This is a genomic window from Micromonospora sp. CNZ296, from assembly GCF_007827635.1.
Genome location: NZ_VISW01000005.1, coordinates 218,453 through 237,038 on the forward strand (window position 1 = coordinate 218,453; position 18,586 = coordinate 237,038).

The following is an 18,586-nucleotide window of genomic DNA, read 5'->3' on the forward strand; positions in this document are numbered from 1 at the left end:
GCGGGGGCCGGTGCGGGGCCGGACGGATCAGTTGGCGATGACCAGGTGGAACGGCCGGTCCGAGGCGCTGCCGGAGGAGCTGCGCGTCTGCACGAAGACGGCGTTCGGGGTGAGCGTGCGGGGTGCGACCGACACCTCACCGGCCGGCGGCACGTTCGCCGTGTCGTTCGTGCCGATGGTCGCCACGTACGCCTTGGCGGACACGTTGTAGTCCAGCAGCACCTGGTACTGCCCCGGCGACACCCCGATGCCCGGGGTGAACCGGAACGAGGACACCACGTTGCCGGAGTGCTGCAACAGCGTGCCGTTGGCCGCCACGACGGCCCAGGCGACCTGGCCGGCCGCCGGCGGGGCCAGGGTGGCCCGCATCGCGGTCCGGGCGGCCTGCCGCTCGACGGCGGTCACCGGCGGCTGCGCCGTGGAGTGCCGCGGGCCGGGCTGCGGCTTCGCCTCCGGCTGGGCGGCAGCGGCGATCCCGCCACCGGCCAGGCTGAGCGACAGCGCGGCAAGCGCCACCACCGTCGCCTTCCGCTTGAAGAATGTGGCCATGAGTTCTCCCTTTGTAGACCGTGGTGATACGGCGACTGCGCGCGTCAAATTGCGGATCATCGGGTATCCGCTCGGGAGCGCACCGCTCGTGAGCTGGCCTTACTACAGAGAGTCGCGACGTCTCAACCAGGTGGAACCTAGCACCGGAAAATGTGGGCGGTCAATAGCGTTATTGCGTGTCCGACCGATCGGCAAAGATGGCCGCAAAATTGCGAGGAACAATTCACGAAATTGTTTCGGAGGGCATCGCGCCGACCCGGCTCCGGGTAGCCTCACCGTCGTGATCACCATGCCGCGACCAGCCCGGGCCGGCACCCGGGGCGGCCGCCCGGCCACCGCCGCATGCTGGCTCGCCGTCGCACCGGTCGCCGCATGGGCGCTGGTACGCCTGACCGGGCTGGAACGCGGTCCGCTGGTGCAGGCGGTCGCGTTCACGCCGTACGCCGCCGCCGTGGCCCCGGTCGTGGCGGTGGCGGCACTCGCCCTGCGGCGCCGCACCCCGGCGGTGGTCGCGGTCCTGGCCGCGCTGGCGCTGATCGGCGCGGTGGCGCCCCGTGCGGTCCCCGGCGACCGGCCCGCCGCCGACGGGCCGACGCTGCGGCTGCTCACCGCCAACCTGCGCCTCGGCTCGGCCGACCCGGCGGCGCTCGTGGACCTGGTCCGGACTCGGCGGGTCGACGTCCTCACGGTGCAGGAGCTCACCCCGCCGCTGGCTGCGGAGCTGGACCGGCTCGGCCTGGCCGAGCTGTTGCCGCACCGGTCGCTGACCCCCGAGGTCGGCTCGACCGGCTCCGGCGTGTACGCCCGGCACCCGCTGCGCGACACCGGCCACCGGCGCAACAAGGGCTTCTTCTTCACCCAGGCGTACGCCACGGTGACGCTGCCCGGGGCGCCACCGGTGCGGGTGGAGTCGGCGCACCCGGCCGCGCCGTACGCCCCGCACGTGGTGCCGGACTGGTGGACCGACCAGCGCGCCCAGCCGCCTGCCACCCCGGACGGCGGGCTGAGCGTGCTGGCCGGCGACTTCAACGCCACGCTCGACCACGCGGCGCTGCGGGACCTGATCGCCACCGGCTACACCGACGCGGCGGACGCGGCCGGGGCGGGGTTCGGCGGCACCTGGGGCCCGTACGACGGCGACCCGATCCCGCCGGTCACCATCGACCACGTCCTCGTGGACCGGCGCATCGCGGTGCGCGCCGCCCGCACCTACCCGGTGCCGGGCAGCGACCACCGCGCGCTGCTGGCCGAGCTGCGCCTGCCGGCCGGGTGAGTCAGGCCGCGCTCCCGCCCGGCACCCGGGCCCGGTCCAGGCCGTAGGTGAGCGCGTCGACCAGGGCGTGCCAGCTCGCCTCGACCACGTTCGGGTGCACGCCCACTGTGGTCCAGTCGCGGCCGGCGCCGGCGGTCTCCACGAGTACGCGCGTGACAGCGCCGGTGCCGTGGCTGCCCTCCAGGATGCGCACCTTGTAGTCGGCCAGCTCGAACTCGCGCAGCTCCGGGTAGTGCCGGGCCAGGCCGACCCGCAGCGCCTCGTCCAGCGCGTTGACCGGGCCGTTGCCTTCGGCGGTGGCGATCACCCGCTCGCCGCGTACCCGGATCTTCACCGTCGCCTCGGAGACCACCGCGCCGTCCTCGCGGTGCTCGACGATCACCCGGTACGACTCCAGCGCGAACGGCCGGGCCGGCGCGGCATCCGGCAGCTCGGAGCGGACCAGCAGCTCGAACGAGGCGTCGGCGGCCTCGAACGACCAGCCGTCGGCCTCCAGCTCCTTGACCCGCCCGGTGACCCGGGACAGGGCGTCCGGATGGCCGGCCAGGTCCAGACCGAGCTCGCGGCTCTTGAGCTCGATGCTGGCCCGGCCGGCCATCTCGGTCACCAGGATCCGCATGTCGTTGCCCACCACAGCGGGTTCCACGTGGTTGTAGAGCAACGGGTCGACCTTGATCGCGCTCGCGTGCAGCCCCGCCTTGTGAGCGAAGGCGGCGGCCCCGACGTAGGCCTGGTGGGTGTCGGGGGCGATGTTGGCGATCTCGGAGATGGCGTGCGAGACCCGCACCATCTGTTCCAGGCAGCCCTCCGGTAGGACGGGCATGCCCAGCTTGAGCTGGAGGTTGGCGACGATCGCGAAGATGTCGGCGTTGCCGGGGCGCTCGCCGTACCCGTTGGCGGTGCCCTGCACGTGCCGGACGCCCGCCTCGACAGCGGCGATGGTGTTGGCGACCGCGCAGGCGGTGTCGTTCTGGGCGTGCATGCCGAGCCGTTCCGGCGCGATGCCGGTCCGCGCCACCAGTTGCTCGACCACGGCGGTGACCTGGGAGGGCAGCATGCCTCCGTTGGTGTCGCAGAGCACGAACCGCTCGGCGCCGGCGGCCAGCGCGGTCTCCGCCACGGCGGCGGTGTAGCCCGGGTCGAACCGGAACCCGTCGAAGCAGTGCTCTCCGTCGACGAAGACGCGCCGCCCCTGCGCCACCAGGTACGACACGGTGTCGCGGATCATGGCGAGGTTCTCCTCGGCGGTGGTGCGCAGCGCGCGCTCCACGTGCCGCAGGTCCGCCTTGGCGACCAGGGCCACGGCCGGGGTCCGGGCGTCGAGCAGGCCGCGCACCTGCGGGTCGTCCTCGACCGCGAGGCCGGCCTTGCGGGTGGCCCCGAAGGCGACCAGGATCGCGTGCCGCAGCTCCAGCTCGGTACGGGCGCGGCGGAAGAACTCGGTGTCCTTCGGCACCGCGCCCGGCCAGCCGCCCTCGATGAAGCCGACTCCGAGGTCGTCGAGCAGGCGGGCCACCGCCAGCTTGTCGACCACCGAGTACGTGAGCCCTTCGCGCTGCGCGCCGTCGCGCAGCGTCGTGTCGTACACCTGGAACGTCATCGGAGTCCTCTTCTCGTGCCCTGGGGAGCAAACAAAAAGACCCCCCGCGGATGCGGGAGGTCTGCGCGCTCGGCGGGGGAAGGGCCGGCGCGCTAGCTGCTAATGATCAGGACGAAGCTGGTCACGACCCGTACTCTGCCACCCCGGCTCCGGTTTTGGGAGGCGAAACCCATATTCCGGGACGATCGCGCGTGCGGTGATCGTCTTCACACCCGGCCACCGCCCGCCACGAGCGCAAACGGGGCTACGGAAGAATCTTGAACAGATCCAGTTACTGACCCGGCGGTGCTGCCGGGTCACGCTCAAGGAGGACCCGTGCTCACTGTCGGTGACCACTTCCCCGAGTACGAACTCACCGCCTGCGTGTCGCTCGACGCCGACAAGGCGTTCGAGACGATCAACCACAAGTCCCACGAGGGCCAGTGGCGCGTCGTGTTCTTCTGGCCGAAGGACTTCACCTTCGTCTGCCCCACCGAGATCGCCGAGTTCGGTCGCCTCAACGGCGAGTTCGCCGACCGCGACGCCCAGGTGCTCGGCGTCTCCGTCGACAACGAGTTCGTCCACTACGCCTGGCGCAAGGACCACCCGGACCTGCGCGAGCTGCCCTTCCCGATGCTCAGCGACATCAAGCGTGAGCTGACCTCCGCCTGCGGCGTGCTCGGCGCCGACGGTGTCGCGCAGCGGGCCACCTTCATCGTGGACCCGAACAACGAGATCCAGTTCGTCATGGTGACCGCCGGTTCGGTCGGCCGCAACGTCTCCGAGGTGCTGCGGGTGCTCGACGCCCTTCAGACCGACGAGCTGTGCCCGTGCAACTGGAACTCCGGCGGCGCGACGCTCGACGCCAAGGCTCTTCTCGCCGGCGCCGGGGCCTGACCATGGGCCTGGACGCGATCAAGGCGGGCCTGCCCGAGTACGCCAAGGACATCCGGCTCAACCTCGGCTCCACCATCACCACCTCGACGCTGAAGCCGGAGCAGGCGTGGGGCACCGCCCTGGCCTGCGCGGTGGCGGCCCGCAACCCGGTGGTGCTGCGGGAGATCGCCGCCGAGGCGGCCGGTCACCTCACGCCCGAGGCGGTCGAGGCGGCCAAGGGCGCGGCGGCGGTCATGGCGATGAACAACGTCTACTACCGGGCCAAGCACCTGATCGGCGACGAGCAGTACGCGTCGCTGCCGGCCCGGCTGCGAATGCAGATCATCGCCCGCCCCGGTGTGGAGAAGACCGACTTCGAGCTGTGGTGCCTCGCCGTCTCGGCGATCACCGGCTGCGGCGTCTGCCTGGAGTCGCACGAGAAGACGCTGCGCGCGGCCGGGTTCAGCCGTGAGCAGGTGCACGAGGGGCTGCGGATCGCCGCCGTCGTACACGCCGCCGCGGTGACCCTGGACGCGGAGGCCGCACTGGCCTGATCGACCGGCCCGCACGTGCCCGACCGGCACCGCACGGGCCGACGACCCGAGGGGCCGGCGTCACCACCGTGGCGCCGGCCCCTCGGCGTCGGCGGGCCGGCCGCCGGCGGGTTGGTGCCCGGACAGGGTGGGTAACCCTCCCGACTGACGACGGCGCCGCGACGGCCGCGGCCCTGGGGACGGGAGGCGGCACATGGACGGACTGGACCCGCGCGCCACGCACGGCGGCACCGAGCCGATCCTCGACGACGGCCGGGGCACGGTCGCCGGGGGCGCCCCGGCGGGCGCCTTCGACCCGTGGCGCTACCGCGACGAGGCGGGTGTGGCGAGCGCCGACCTGACCGGCTACAAGGTCGAGGCCACCGACGGCGCCATCGGCAAGATCGACCGGGCGAGCCACGAGGTGGACGACAGCTACCTGGTCGTGGACACCGGGCCGTGGATCTTCGGCAAGAAGGTGATGCTCCCGGCCGGGACCGTGAACCACGTCGACCACGACGCCCGCACCGTGCACGTCGACCGGGAGAAGGACCAGATCAAGGCCGCCCCGGAGTACGACGAGTCCAGCCACGCCGAACCGGGCTACCGGGACCGGCTGGGCGGCTACTACGGCGAGAACCACTCGGCGCTGCCGCCGGACGTGCCGCCGCGCGCCTGACATCCCGGCGACGGCCGGCGGGGACGGACGAACGCCCCGCCGGCCGTTACCGTGTCGGATGTGGACGCCCCGCAGAGCCCCTTCCCCGCCCTGTTCAACTTCCGCGACGTCGGCGGATACGCCGCTCGGGACGGGCGCACGGTCCGCCGCGGCCGGCTCTACCGCTCCGACTCGCTGCACCGCATCGACGAGACCGACCGGAGCGCGTTCACCGCGCTCGGCATCCGTACCGTCATCGACCTGCGCCGGCCGTCCGAGGTGGAACGCGACGGGCGGGTGCCCGACTACGACGGGCTGACCTACCGGCACATCCACCCCGAGCACGCCGACTGGGGTGCGAACCGGTTCGACGCCTCCGGCGTCAGCCTGGCCCGCTACCTGGCCGACCGGTACGCCGACCTGGCGCGTACCGGAACCGCCGGGCTCGCCGAGGCGGTCGGGCTGATCGCGGACAGCGCCAACGCCCCGGTGGTGGTGCACTGCGTCGCCGGCAAGGACCGCACCGGCATCGTCTGCGCGCTCACGCTGGCAGTGCTCGGGGTGCCCGACGAGGACGTGGTAGCCGACTACGCGCTCAGCACCGCCGCGTCGCAGCGCTTCACCGCCTGGGTCCGGGCCACGCTGCCGGACGCGGAGGAACCGCCGCCGCCGTTCCTGGAATCGCCGGCCGAGGCGATGGAGCTGTTCCTCGCCGAACTGCGCACCGGCTACGGGTCCGTCGAGGGCTACCTGACCCACGCCGGCGTCACCGAGGCGCAGGTGGAGTCCCTCCGCACCCATCTCCTGGACTGACCCGGCCTCGCGGTGATCGAGGAGCGAACCCCTCGATCACCGCGAAGCGCCGTCAGAGGACCCGGGTGACCCAGCCGTACGGGTCGGCGGCACGCCCGCGCTGGATGTCGACGAGCTTCTGCCGCAGCGCCATGGTGGCCCGGCCCGGCTCGCCGCCGCCGATGAGGAACTCGCCGTCGGGGAAGCGCACGCCGCCGATCGGGGTGATCACGGCGGCGGTGCCGCAGGCGAAGACCTCGCGCAGCCGCCCGCTCGCCGCGTCGGCCCGCCAGTCGTCGAAGGCGACCGGCGCCTCCCGCACCTCGTGCCCGGCCTCGGCGGCGAGGGTGAGGATCGCGTCGCGGGTGATGCCCGGCAGGATCGTGCCGCCCAGCGGCGGGGTGACGATGCTGCCGTCGTCGTAGACGAAGAAGACGTTCATGCCGCCCAGCTCGTCGACGTACCGCCGCTGCACCGCGTCCAGGAACACCACCTGGTCGCAGCCCGCCTCGATCGCCTCGGCCTGGGCCGCCAGCGAGGCGGCGTAGTTGCCGCCGCACTTGGCCGCGCCGGTGCCGCCGGGCGCGGCCCGGGTGTAGTCCGGCGAGACCCACACCGTCACCGGCTTCACGCCACCGGCGAAGTACGCACCGGCCGGCGAGGCGATCACGCAGTAGAGGTATTCGTTGGCCGGGCGCACACCGAGGAAGACCTCGCTGGCGAACATGAACGGCCTCAGGTAGAGGCTGGCGTCCTCGTGCTCGGGAATCCACGCCTGGTCGACCTCGACCAGCCGGCGCAGCGACTCCACGAACGTCGCCTCCGGCAGCTCCGGCATGGCCAGCCGGCGCGCCGACGCGGCGAACCGGGCCGCGTTGGCCTCGGGACGGAACATCGTCACCGCGTCACCGGTGCGGTACGCCTTCAGCCCCTCGAAGATCTCCTGCGCGTAGTGCAGCACCGCCGCGGCCGGGTCCATCGGGATCGGCGCGCGCGCCTCCAGGCGGGCGTCGTACCAGCCCTTGCCCTCGGCGTAGCGGATGGTGACCATGTGATCGGTGAAGACCCGGCCGAAGCCCGGGTTCGCCAGCAGGGCGGCCCGGTCGGCGGCGGATACCGGCGCGGGATTCGGACGGATCTCGAAATCGAGCATGTCACCACCGCTCATCGCGCTGACCTCCCTGCGGGTTCACGGCATGCGGGATCGCACGCCGACGTCACTGGTGCCAGAAACTTACCCCGAACGGTCGTTCAGCGGATAGCTCCGCCCCGGCGGATGCGACGCGCCGGACGGTCGGGTGGGCCCGGTGACGGGTCTGGCGGCCCGGTACCGGGCCGCCAGCAGGGTCGGCCCGGTCAGGCTACGGCGTACGCGGCGAGCCGGTCGCCGACCTCCTCGGTTCGCAGCGGCGTCCCCGGCGTACGCCCGGCCAGCTCGGTGCCGACCGCGGCGGTGACCCGGGCGGCGGCGTCGGCGTGGCCGAGCTGGTCCAGCAGCAGCGCGGCGGACAGCACCGCGGCGACCGGGTCGGCGACGCCCTGGCCGGCGATGTCCGGCGCCGAGCCGTGCACCGGCTCGAACATCGACGGGTAGCGCCCCTCGGGGTTGATGCAGCCGCTGGCCGCGAGCCCGATGCCACCGGTCACGGCGGCGGCGATGTCGGTGAGGATGTCGCCGAACAGGTTGTCGGTGACCACCACGTCGTACCGGGACGGGTTCGTCACCAGGAACATCGCTGCGGCGTCGATGTGCTGGTATTCCGTGGTCACGTCCGGGTGCTCGGCGGCCACCGCGGCGAAGGCGCGCGCCCAGAGCGACCCGGCGTGGGTGAGCACGTTCGTCTTGTGCACGAGCGTGACCTTGCGCCGCTCCCGGCGGCCGGCGCGGGCGAACGCGTCGCGGATCACCCGCTCGACGCCGTGCCGGGTGTTCAGGCTCTCCTCGGTGGCCACCTCGGCCGGGGTGTCCCGGTGCAGCGCGCCGCCGGCGCCCGCGTACAGCCCCTCGGTGCCCTCGCGGACCACCACGAGGTCGACCTCGCCGGGCTTGACCGCCGCGAGCGGACCGGCCACGCCGGGCCAGAGCCGGGACGGGCGCAGGTTGACGTACTGGTCGAAGGCGAACCGGAGCTTCAGCAGCAGACCGCGCTCCAGCACACCCGGCGGCACGGTCGGGTCGCCCACCGCGCCCAGCAGGATGGCGTCGTGACCGGCCAGCTCGTCGAGGACGGAGTCGGGCAGCACCTCGCCGGTGCGGTGATAGCGCGCCGCGCCCAGGTCGTACTCGGTGGCCTCGATCCCGGGCACCACCGCGTCGAGGACCTTGCGGGCCTGCGCGACCACCTCGGGTCCGATGCCGTCGCCGGCCACCACCGCGATGTGTGCCACCTGGCGCTCCTCGTCTCGTCGTTAGGCGCAACCGTACGTCGCCGTCCCGGCCCCCGGTACGAATCTTCCATCATCCGGGACGGCGAATCACAGGAGGCTCCCAGCCGACATTCATGGTGCGGTCATCTCCACTGCTTAGGGTCGAGTCCACGGGTCGACGGGGGCCCGGAATGCGGCACCGCCGCGACGTAGCGGCGACCACCGAGGGGGCAGGTGTCATGCGGATCGAGCACCGGCGGGCCCACTGGGCGGACGAGCAGCCACGTACCCGCTGGGTCGACCAGTCCGCGTTCCGCCCGACCCGCCCGGACCTGCACCTGGGCGCCACGAACCACCGCGTCGAGCGGGCCGGTGCCGCGGCGTCCGGCCGGATCAGCGTCCGCCACACCGTCACCACCTCGACCGCCGACTACACCATGCTCCTCAACGCGCCGGAGTGGTTCGGCCACCGGGCGGTCAGCGAGGCGCTGCGCGACGCCGTCGCCGAGCTGCGCGCCGTCGACCTCACCTACGGCCCGAACCGGCCGGACAGCCTCGTCTCCCGGCTGCGCCGCGACGAGATCAGTCCCGACTCGTACCCCCCACTGGCCGACCTGATCGACCTCTGCGCCGCGATGCGGGCGGCGACCGACGGCTGGTTCGACGCCTGGGCCGTGCCGGGCGGCTTCGACCCGGGCGGCCTGCTCGGCGGCTGGGCGGTGGAACGGGCCGCGGCGCGGTTGCGCGCCGCCGGCATCCACGACTACGCCGTGCTCAGCGGCGCCGACCTGACGGTACGCGGACACGCCGCCCACGGCGGCCCGTGGCGTGTCGCCGTGCACCACCCCACCGACACCCGCCGGACACCTGTCGTGCTGGAGATGACAACGGGCGCGGTCGGCACGTCGGGCGTCACCGGCCGGCGCGGGCACGTCGTCGACCCGCACACCGGCGAGCCGACCGACCGGCTGGTGGCCGCCACCGTGCTCGGCCCGAACCTCGCCGTCGCCGACGCCTACGCCACCGCCCTGTACGCCGCCGGACCGGCCGGGCTGGCCTGGTTCCGTCACGACACGGACTACCGCCCGCTGTTCGCGCACCACCGGCGCTGAGTCGCCGTCCGCCCGCACGACACCGGCCGGGAGCGCGATCGGCCCCCACGGTCTCGGCAACGACCGTGAGGGCCGGTCAGCGACGAGTGCGCGTGGCTCGCGCAATCGAGGGGTGCGGGCCGAGGGGCCGGACGCCCGACCGCGCCACCCGAAGACGGGCCGGGGATCGACTCAGCGGAAACCGCATCGGTACGCTAGCGAATCGACGCAACTCGACGCAAGAGTCTCCACAGCGGACGCCGGGTGAACGATGTCGGCAATCAGCGGTGAACGCACGGTGGGGCAGAGGTGACGGGCCGGGCCCGGGATGGCACGCTGTCCGCCGTGAGTTTCGATCTGAGCGTGTGGGCCCTGCCGAACGGGGCGACACCGGAGCAGGTGCGGGCGGCCGTGCAGCAGTGCCGCGAGGGCCGCCACGGCGAGCAGCACCCCGACCCGCGACTCGTCGCCTTCTACCGGGCGATCACGGCGAGCTATCCGGACCGCCCGGCCCGGCCCGGTACGCCGTGGGAGGCGCCGCTGCACACGGCGGCCGACCACATCGAGATGAACCTGAACCCGGCCTGCCCCGATCAGGTCCTGCTGGACGTCGAGCGGCTGGCCGGCGAGCACGACCTGATGCTCTTCGACGCGCAGGACGGCTCGGTCTACCCGCCACCGGCCCGCGTCCGTTCCTGACCCACCGGGACGACGAAGGGCCCGGCCGATCCGGCCGGGCCCCGATGTGTCCTGTCCGGACTACACGTCGCGCAGGTCGGCCGCGCTGGCCGCGACCGCGCCGATCGAGTCGGCGGCGGAGGTGAGCAGGTCGGCGCCGAGCGCCTGGTCGACGGTCAGCGTCATCAGCGTCTCGCCACCGGCCTCGCGGCGGGCCACCTGCATGGCCGCGATGTTGACGCCGGCCTCGCCGAGCAGCGTGCCGACGGTGCCGACCACGCCGGGCCGGTCCGCGTAACGCAGGAAGACCAGGATGCCCTCCGCGCCGATCTCCACGTCGAAACCGTCCACCTCGGTCAGCTTGAACACGTCGCGGGTGCCGGTGTGCGCCACGGTGCCGGAGACGCGGACGGTACGCCCGTCCGGCAGCGCCCCGCGCACGGTCACCAGGTTCGGGTGGTCGACGGTCTCGCCCGGCGTGGCCAGCGTGACCTCGACGCCCCGCTCGGCGGCCAGATGCGGCGCGTTGACGTAGGTGACCTGCTCCTCCACCACGGAGCTGAACAGCCCCTTGGTCGCGGCGAGCTTGAGCACCGACACGTCGTGGGCGGCGATCTCGCCGCGCACCTCGACGGTGACGCTGGCGGCCACCCCGCCGGCCAGGGCGGTGAACGCCCGGCCCAGCCGCTCGGCCAGCGGCAGCAGCGGGCGGACGTCCTCGGCGACCACGCCGCCGGCCTGCACGTTCACCGCGTCCGGGACGAACTCGCCCTGGAGCGCGAGCTTGACGCTCTTGGCCACCGCGAGACCGGCCTTGTCCTGCGCCTCGTTGGTGGAGGCGCCCAGGTGCGGGGTGGCCACCACGTTGTCGAAGGCGAACAGCGGCGAGGAGGTGCACGGCTCCTTGGCGTACACGTCGACACCGGCGCCGGCGACCCGGCCCTCCGCGATCGCGTCGGCGAGCGCCTGCTCGTCGACCAGGCCGCCGCGGGCGGCGTTGACGATCCGGACGCCCGGCTTGACGATCGCCAGCTCCTTCTCGCCGATCAGGCCGACCGTCTCCGGCGTCTTGGGCAGGTGGATCGAGATGAAGTCGCTCTCCCGCAGCAGCTCCTCCAGCCCGACCAGGCGGACGCCGAGCTGCGCGGCGCGGGCCGGCTGGATGTACGGGTCGTACGCGATCAGCCGGGTGCCGAACGCGGCGATGCGAGACGCGAAGAGCACGCCGATGCGGCCGAGGCCGACCACGCCCACGGTCTTGCCCTGGATCTCGACGCCGGTGTACTTGGACCGCTTCCACTCCCCCGCCTTGAGCGCGGCGCTGGCGCTGGCGGTGTTGCGGGCGACCGCGAGCAGCAGCGCGACGGCCTGCTCGGCGGCGGAGACGATGTTCGAGGTGGGCGCGTTGACGACCATGACGCCCCGGGCGGTGGCGGCCGGCACCTCGACGTTGTCCAGACCGACGCCGGCCCGGGCGACCACCTTCAGCCGCGGCGCGGCGGCGATCGCCTCGGCGTCGATCTGGGTGGCGCTGCGTACGATCACCGCGTCGGCCTCGGAGAGGGCGGAGAGCAGAGCGGGGCGGTCGGTGCCGTCCACGTGGCGCACGTCGAAGTCGTGCGCGAGCACCTCGATGGCGGCGGGGGCGAGTTCTTCGGCGATCAGTACGACAGGATTCATCGGTCCTCGTAGACGCTCGGTAATGGTTCGGCCTGGGGCGCCGGGACGCCGCGCTGCGCCCTGCGCCGATCCGTGCCACGGCCGTCGGGTGCGCTCGGGCACCACACCAAGGAATGGTAGGTGCCTGCCCGCTCTCCGGGTCGCGGACTGCGGGGTGAGCGCCCTCACACAGGTCCGTCGCACGCCTGTCATCCCCCGTTCACCGGGGGCGGTGCGGGACGAGGCGTTACTCACCGTGTCCCAGCACGTGAACGAACGGCGGCCCGCGGCCGGACGCCGGGGAGAGCGTCGGGCCGCGGGCCGCACGAGGGAGAAGCTCAGGCGGTCTCGGTGATCGGCCGGTCGACCCAGCTCATCATCGCGCGCAGCTTCTGCCCGGTCTCCTCGATCGGGTGCGCCGCGCCCTCGGCCCGCCACTTGGCGAAGTTCGGCCGGCCGGCCTCGTCCTCGGCCACCCACTCGCGGGCGAACTCGCCGGACTGGATCTCGCCGAGGATCTTGCGCATCTCGTCCTTGACCCGCGAGTCGATGACGCGCGGGCCACGGGACAGGTCGCCGTACTCGGCGGTGTCGGAGATGCTGTAGCGCATCCGGGCGATGCCGCCCTCGTACATCAGGTCGACGATCAGCTTCAGCTCGTGCAGGCACTCGAAGTAGGCCACCTCGGGCGCGTAGCCGGCCTCGGTGAGCACCTCGAAACCGGTCTGCACCAGCGCCGCCGCGCCACCGCACAGCACCGCCTGCTCGCCGAACAGGTCGGTCTCGGTCTCCTCGGTGAACGTGGTCCGGATCGCGCCGGCCCGGGTGCCGCCGATCGCCTTGGCGTACGCCAGGGCCAGGCCGAACGCGTTGCCGCTGGCGTCCTGCTCGACCGCGACCAGGCAGGGCACGCCCTTGCCGTCGACGTACTGGCGGCGGACCAGGTGACCGGGGCCCTTCGGGGCGACCATCGCCACGTCCACGTCGGCCGGGGGCTTGATCAGGCCGTACCGGATGTTGAAGCCGTGGCCGAAGAACAGCGCCTTGCCCGCGGCCAGATTCGGCGCGATGGCGTCGGCGTAGAGACCACGCTGGGCGGTGTCCGGCGCCAGGATCATGATCACGTCGGCCTCGGCCGCCGCCTCGGCGGGCGTGAGCACCCGCAGGCCCTGCTCCTCGGCCTTCGGCCGGCTCTTCGACCCGGCGGGCAGGCCGATCACCACGTCGACGCCGGAGTCGCGCAGCGACAGCGCGTGCGCGTGGCCCTGGCTGCCGTACCCGATCACGGCGACCTTGCGGCCCTGGATCAGGCCCAGGTCGGCGTCGTCGTCGTAGAACACCTCAACGCTCATTGACTTCCCTTTCGTACGGCGGTGCCCGTCGGCCCGTCGAAAAACTTGTGGGTACGGATCAGGCGGCGCGCAGGGCCGGGCCGGCGGTGATGGCCCGCGAACCCCGCCCGATCGCCACGGTGCCGGACTGGACCATCTCCTTGATGCCGAACGGCTCCAGGTCGCGCAGCAGCGCGTCGAGCTTGTCCGGCGTGCCGGTGGCCTCGATGGTCAGCGTGTCCGGCGCGACGTCGACCACCCGGGCGCGGAACAGGCCGACCGTCTCCAGCACCTGGGCGCGGGCCGCGCGGTCCGCGCGGACCTTGACCAGCAGCAGCTCCCGCGCCACCGACACCTGCGGATCCAGCTCCACGATCTTGAGTACGTTGACCAGCTTGTTGAGCTGCTTGGTCACCTGCTCCAGCGGCGAGGACTCGGCGTTGACCACGATGGTGATGCGCGAGACGTCCGGGTTCTCGGTCTCGCCCACGGCGAGGCTGTCGATGTTGAACCCGCGCCGGGAGAACAGCCCGGAGACGCGGGCGAGGACACCCGGCTTGTTCTCCACCAGCACGGACAGCGTGTGCATAGTCATTGCTGTGCCTTCCTCGTCATGCCCTCATGGCCCTCGCTGCGCTCGGTGCATTCGGTCATGACCTAGAGCTCGTCCTCGTCGAAAGCGGGACGCACGCCCCGCGCGAACATGATCTCGTCGTTGCTGGTGCCGGCGGCGACCATCGGCCAGACCATCGCGTCCTTGCCGACCACGAAGTCGATGACCACGGGCGCGTCGTTGATCGCCATGGCCGCCTCGATGGTCTTGTCCACGTCGGCGGCGTTCTCGCAGCGCAGCCCGACGCAGCCGAGCGCCTCGGCGAGCTTGACGAAGTCCGGGATGCGGTGCTTGTGGGTGCCCAGCTCGGTGTTGGAGTAGCGCTCCCCGTAGAACAGGGTCTGCCACTGCCGCACCATGCCGAGGTTGCCGTTGTTGATCACGGCGACCTTGATCGGGATGCCCTCCAGCGCGCAGGTGGCCAGCTCCTGGTTGGTCATCTGGAAGCAGCCGTCGCCGTCGACCGCCCACACGGTGGTGTCCGGCTTGCCGACCTTCGCGCCCATCGCGGCCGGAACGGCGTAGCCCATGGTGCCCAGGCCGCCGGAGTTGAGCCAGGTGTGCGGCTTCTCGTACGAGATGAACTGGCTGGCCCACATCTGGTGCTGGCCGACGCCCGCCACGTAGACCGCGTCCGGGCCGGCGATCTCGCCCAGCCGCTTGATCACGTACTGCGGGGAGAGCGTGCCGTCGGCCGGCTCCTCGAAGCCCAGCGGGTACCGCTCGCGCAGGTCGTCGAGCTGGGCCCACCAGTCGGTCAGGTCGGCCGGTGGGTGGGCGGCCTGCTCGGCGGTGACGGCGGCGGTCAGCTCGTCGATCACGTGCCGCGCGTCACCCACGATCGGGACGTCGGCGTGCCGGTTCTTGCCGATCTCGGCCGGGTCGATGTCGGCGTGCACGACTGTCGCGTCCGGCGCGAACGAGTCCAGCTTGCCGGTCACCCGGTCGTCGAAGCGGGCGCCCAGCGCCACGATCAGGTCGGCCTTCTGGAGGCCGTAGACCGCGGCGACGGTGCCGTGCATGCCGGGCATGCCCAGGTGCTGGCGGTGCGAGTCGGGGAACGCGCCCAGCGCCATCAGCGTGGTGACCACCGGGATGCCGGTCTGCTCGGCCAGCTTGCGCAGCCCCTCGGTGGCGCCGGCCTTGAGCACGCCGCCGCCGACGTAGAGGACCGGGCGGCGGGCGGCGGTCATCAGCCGGGCCGCCTCGCGGATCTGCTTGCCGTGCGGGTGCAGCGTGGGCCGGTAGCCGGGCAGGTCGAGCGTGGGCGGCCAGGAGAACGTCGCCGGCGCCTGGAGCACGTCCTTCGGGATGTCGACGAGCACCGGGCCGGGCCGGCCGGTCGCGGCCAGGTGGAACGCCTCGGCCAGCACGCGGGGGATCTCGTCGGCGGTCTGCACCAGGAAGTTGTGCTTGGTGATGGGCAGCGTGATGCCCTGGATGTCCGCCTCCTGGAAGGCGTCGGTGCCGATCGACGGCCGGGCCACCTGCCCGGTGATCGCCACCATCGGGACCGAGTCCATGTACGCGTCCGCGATCGGCGTCACCAGGTTCGTCGCGCCCGGGCCGGAGGTGGCGATGCAGACGCCGACCCGGCCGGTGGCCTGCGCGTAGCCGGTGGCCGCGTGCCCGGCGCCCTGCTCGTGGCGGACCAGGATGTGCCGGACCGTGGAGTCGTAGAGCGGGTCGTAGGCGGGCAGGATCGCGCCGCCCGGAATGCCGAAGACCACGTCGACGCCGAGCGCCTCCAGCGACCGCACGAGCGAACCGGCGCCCGAGACCTCCGCGGTGGCGGGCTCCCGTACGGGCGTCTCGGTGGTGGCGGCCGCCGGGACGGTACGGCCGGGGCGGGCGGCGGGGTCGGAGTCACCGGCCGCGCCGGTGCCGGAGCGGGCACGGCGGGCGGAGTGGGCGAGGGTCTCTGGCGTGGGTCTCGTCATGGCGGTTCAAGCCTTCGGAAGTGAGTGGGTGACGCGCTTCTCAGGATGGGACGGGGAGGTCCCGGCGATGGTCCGACGGCAACAAAAAAGCCCACGTGCAGGATGCACGGGGCCAGCGCACTCTCGGTGGGAGAGTGCGCTCAGGTAAGTACTCGCGGCGACCGGTTCGACGACATGCGGCTAAGCCTGACGCATCTCACGCGATGAGTCAACTGATCCCACATTTTGGTTCACGGACGTGGGCGTGTCGGTCGCCGCGACCCCCTCCGCGCCCGGCGCCACCTGCGAAGATCCCTCCATCGAGGGACGCGGGGCGGGCGGGTTGTTGCGCAGCCGGGGCAGCAGCGGCGACGGGGCGCGCGCCGGCGCGGGCGGCGGCACCGGCGGCATCGCGGTGTGCCGGTTGCCGGGCGCCGTGGCCGCCTCCAGCATCGCCTCCAGGTGCTCGGCCGGTACGCCCCAGCCGAACAGCGCGCCCTGGCCGAACCGGCACCCGGCGGCCACCACCGCGGCCAGCTCGGTCGGGTTGGTGACGCCCTCGGCGATCACCTCCAGCCCCAGTTGGTGCCCCAGGCGCATGACGATGTCGACCATCGGGGCGAACGCCGGACCGTCCCGCCCGACCGGCCGGACCGGCTCGTGCTCGGCGACCAGGCTGTGGTCGATCTTCAGGATGTCGATCGGCAGCCGCCGGAGCTGGCCGAGCGACGAGTAACCGGCGCCGAAGTCGTCGAGTGCGATCCGGACGCCGGTCAGCCGCAGCGCGGTGAGCCGCCGGATCAGCTCGTCCAGGTCGGTGGCGACCGCGTGCTCGGTCACCTCCAGCACCAGCCGCTGCGGCGGCACGTGGTGCGCGCGCAGCGCGTCGGCGACCTGGACCACGTACTCGGGGGCGTGCAGCTCGCGCGGCGACACGTTCACCGACACCCAGACGTCGTGCCCGTCGGCCAGCCAGCGGGAGAGCTGGTAGCAGGCCTGGTGCAGCACCCACGCGCCGAGCTTGGCGATCATCCCGCACTCCTCGGCGAGCGGGATGAACTCGTCCGGCCGGACGTTGCCCAGCTCCGGGTGCCGCCAGCGCAGCAGCGCCTCCGCGCCGACCGGCCGCACCGACGGCAGCGAGGCCACCGGCTGGAAGACCAGCCGCAGCTCGTCGCGCTCGATCGCGCCGCGCAGCTCGTGCTCCATCCGGGTACGGCGGCTCAGCAACTGGTCGTAGGTGGCGTCGTAGCGCTCGATCCGGTTCTTGCCCCGCTGCTTGGCGTAGCGCAGCGCCAGGTCGGCGTTGCGCAGCAGCAGCTCGACGTCCTGCTCACCGTGCCCGGCGGCCACGCCGATGCTCACCGACAGGAAGACCGGCCCGTCGCCCTGCTCGTACGGGCGGCCGAGCACCCCGAGCAGGCGGTCCGCGACCGGGCCGGGGTCGGCCGACCCGTGCATCAGCACCGCGAACTCGTCGCCGCCGAGCCGGGCGGCCAGGTCACCCGGGCGCAGGTTGCCCCGCAGCCGTCGCCCCACCTCGATCAGCACCGCGTCGCCGACGTCGTGCCCGCGCATGTCGTTGACGTTCTTGAAGCCGTCGAGGTCGAGCCCGAGCAGCACGCACGGCACGCCCGCCTCGGCACTGCGGTGCAGGGCACGCAGCAGCCCGCGCCGGTTCGCCAGCCCGGTCAGCGGGTCGGTGTGCGCCAGCTCGCGGAAGTGCGCCTCCCGCTCGGCCAGCCGGATGGCGTAGCCGCGGACGTCGTTGAGGGCGAGGTACTGCCGGGTCACCAGGGCGAACCCCTCGACCGTGCCGGCCACGATGGCGTACCCGTCGAACCCGCCGCCCTGCACCAGGTGGTAGATCGCGGAGGCGGCCATGGCGAACATCGGCACGAAGGCGTACTCGCCGTCGCGGCGGATGAAGTCGACGTCGAGCTGCGTCAGGTCGGCCCGGCGCCCGGCCACGGCGGTGGCCAGCAGACCGGCGGCGGTCAGCACCGCGCCGGTGAGCACCATGCCCGGGCCGGCCTGGCAGAGCCCGGCGGACACGGCCAGCCCGCCGGCCGTCACCGCTATCGCGCCGGCGGCGAGCAGCGTGAGCCATCCGCGCGGCGGCGCGACCCGCAGCACGACGATCACTGTGAGCCCCGTGGTGAGCGCCGCGCTCACGGTGGCCAGCACGATCGGCAGGCAGGCGACGGGTGTGGCGTCGCCGAGCAGCCGGGTCGGCTCGCTGAACGCCACCCAGCCGACGAACCAGAGCGCGCTGCCCATGATCAGGCCGTCGAGCAGCAGCCGGGCGGTGGCGGCCCGGGTCGCGGCCGCGCCGGGCAGCCGCAGGACGGCGGCGCCGAGGCCGAGCGCGGCGAGCGTCGTACCGGCGGCGACGAGGACCGCCCATCCGGTCCGCTGGCCCTGCCGGTGCGCCCAGTGGTCACCGGCGGCCAGCAGACCGCCGAGGCCGACCAGGAGGCTGAACAGGGCGGCGCCGGCGGCGACCGCGAGCAGCAGGTGAGCCGGCCGGCGGGGGCCGGTGCGACGCCGCACCGACGCGACGAGCAGCACGGCGGCACCGGCCGCGGCGATCCCGCTCAACACCGCGACGGTGACCATCCCCGGGGACGACTGCACGCGTCAACTCTGCCGAATGAGCGCCTCCCGT

Annotated in this window: 16 protein-coding genes; 7 read left to right on the top strand and 9 right to left on the bottom strand. The window is 73.0% G+C overall.

The genetic code is table 11. The features are described from left to right. Window positions 1-27: 27 nt before the first annotated feature. Window positions 28-549 carry a hypothetical protein gene (locus tag FB455_RS11230; protein WP_013284517.1) on the bottom strand — a complete coding sequence of 174 codons (522 nt, stop codon included), beginning with the start codon at window positions 547-549 and terminating at the stop codon, window positions 28-30. A gap of 289 nt (window positions 550-838) precedes the next feature. Here FB455_RS11230 and FB455_RS11235 point away from each other — a divergent pair, with 289 nt between their 5' ends. Then, a complete protein-coding gene (locus FB455_RS11235; RefSeq protein WP_145753357.1) occupies window positions 839-1,822 on the top strand; it encodes an endonuclease/exonuclease/phosphatase family protein in 984 nt (327 codons plus the stop codon). Window position 1,823: 1 nt separating this feature from the next. Here FB455_RS11235 and cimA read toward each other — a convergent pair whose 3' ends face one another. Next, on the bottom strand, window positions 1,824-3,422 hold the full coding sequence (gene cimA / locus FB455_RS11240) for a citramalate synthase (protein WP_013284515.1): 1,599 nt from the start codon (window positions 3,420-3,422) through the stop codon (window positions 1,824-1,826). Window positions 3,423-3,737: 315 nt separating this feature from the next. Between cimA and FB455_RS11245 the strand changes: the two genes are divergently transcribed. The 4 genes from FB455_RS11245 (at window position 3,738) to FB455_RS11260 (ending at window position 6,281) form a co-directional block, all read left to right on the top strand. After that, a complete protein-coding gene (locus tag FB455_RS11245; protein WP_013474324.1) occupies window positions 3,738-4,298 on the top strand; it encodes a peroxiredoxin in 561 nt (186 codons plus the stop codon). A 2-nt stretch (window positions 4,299-4,300) separates the two neighbouring features. Next, a complete protein-coding gene (gene ahpD, locus FB455_RS11250; protein WP_013284513.1) occupies window positions 4,301-4,831 on the top strand; it encodes an alkylhydroperoxidase, AhpD family in 531 nt (176 codons plus the stop codon). 193 nt (window positions 4,832-5,024) lie between these two features. After that, on the top strand, window positions 5,025-5,489 hold the full coding sequence (locus FB455_RS11255; protein WP_013284512.1) for a hypothetical protein: 465 nt from the start codon (window positions 5,025-5,027) through the stop codon (window positions 5,487-5,489). A 51-nt stretch (window positions 5,490-5,540) separates the two neighbouring features. Then, complete coding sequence (locus FB455_RS11260; protein WP_114919628.1) at window positions 5,541-6,281, top strand: tyrosine-protein phosphatase; 741 nt, start codon at window positions 5,541-5,543, stop codon at window positions 6,279-6,281. Window positions 6,282-6,333: 52 nt separating this feature from the next. Here FB455_RS11260 and FB455_RS11265 read toward each other — a convergent pair whose 3' ends face one another. Both FB455_RS11265 and FB455_RS11270 read right to left on the bottom strand, forming a co-directional pair. Then, the gene (locus tag FB455_RS11265; protein ID WP_114919627.1) at window positions 6,334-7,428 is read right to left on the bottom strand and encodes a branched-chain amino acid aminotransferase; all 1,095 of its coding nucleotides are present in this window, start codon (window positions 7,426-7,428) and stop codon (window positions 6,334-6,336) included. A gap of 188 nt (window positions 7,429-7,616) precedes the next feature. After that, window positions 7,617-8,648 (bottom strand): 3-isopropylmalate dehydrogenase, encoded by a 1,032-nt coding sequence (locus FB455_RS11270; RefSeq protein WP_013284509.1) that lies wholly within the window; start codon window positions 8,646-8,648, stop codon window positions 7,617-7,619. Window positions 8,649-8,866: 218 nt separating this feature from the next. On the opposite strand from FB455_RS11270, the gene FB455_RS11275 reads away from it, so the two are divergent. Beyond that, window positions 8,867-9,739, top strand: coding sequence for an FAD:protein FMN transferase (locus FB455_RS11275; protein WP_145753238.1), 873 nt, complete (start codon window positions 8,867-8,869; stop codon window positions 9,737-9,739). 324 nt (window positions 9,740-10,063) lie between these two features. Next, window positions 10,064-10,417: a hypothetical protein gene (locus tag FB455_RS11280; protein WP_030270079.1), complete on the top strand. Its 354-nt coding sequence runs from the start codon at window positions 10,064-10,066 to the stop codon at window positions 10,415-10,417. Window positions 10,418-10,477: 60 nt separating this feature from the next. Here the strand turns inward: FB455_RS11280 and serA are convergent, their stop codons facing one another. The 5 genes from serA to FB455_RS11305 form a co-directional block, all read right to left on the bottom strand. Beyond that, window positions 10,478-12,076, bottom strand: a complete 1,599-nt coding sequence (gene serA, locus FB455_RS11285) for a phosphoglycerate dehydrogenase (RefSeq protein ID WP_013284506.1) — start codon at window positions 12,074-12,076, stop codon at window positions 10,478-10,480. Between the two features lie 317 nt (window positions 12,077-12,393). Beyond that, window positions 12,394-13,407 carry a ketol-acid reductoisomerase gene (ilvC, locus tag FB455_RS11290; RefSeq protein ID WP_047891854.1) on the bottom strand — a complete coding sequence of 338 codons (1,014 nt, stop codon included), beginning with the start codon at window positions 13,405-13,407 and terminating at the stop codon, window positions 12,394-12,396. 58 nt (window positions 13,408-13,465) lie between these two features. Beyond that, window positions 13,466-13,981: an acetolactate synthase small subunit gene (gene ilvN, locus FB455_RS11295; protein WP_013284504.1), complete on the bottom strand. Its 516-nt coding sequence runs from the start codon at window positions 13,979-13,981 to the stop codon at window positions 13,466-13,468. A 62-nt stretch (window positions 13,982-14,043) separates the two neighbouring features. Next, window positions 14,044-15,939, bottom strand: a complete 1,896-nt coding sequence (locus FB455_RS11300; protein ID WP_145753241.1) for an acetolactate synthase large subunit — start codon at window positions 15,937-15,939, stop codon at window positions 14,044-14,046. Window positions 15,940-16,119: 180 nt separating this feature from the next. Beyond that, window positions 16,120-18,555, bottom strand: coding sequence for a putative bifunctional diguanylate cyclase/phosphodiesterase (locus FB455_RS11305; protein ID WP_013284501.1), 2,436 nt, complete (start codon window positions 18,553-18,555; stop codon window positions 16,120-16,122). Window positions 18,556-18,586 lie beyond the last annotated feature (31 nt).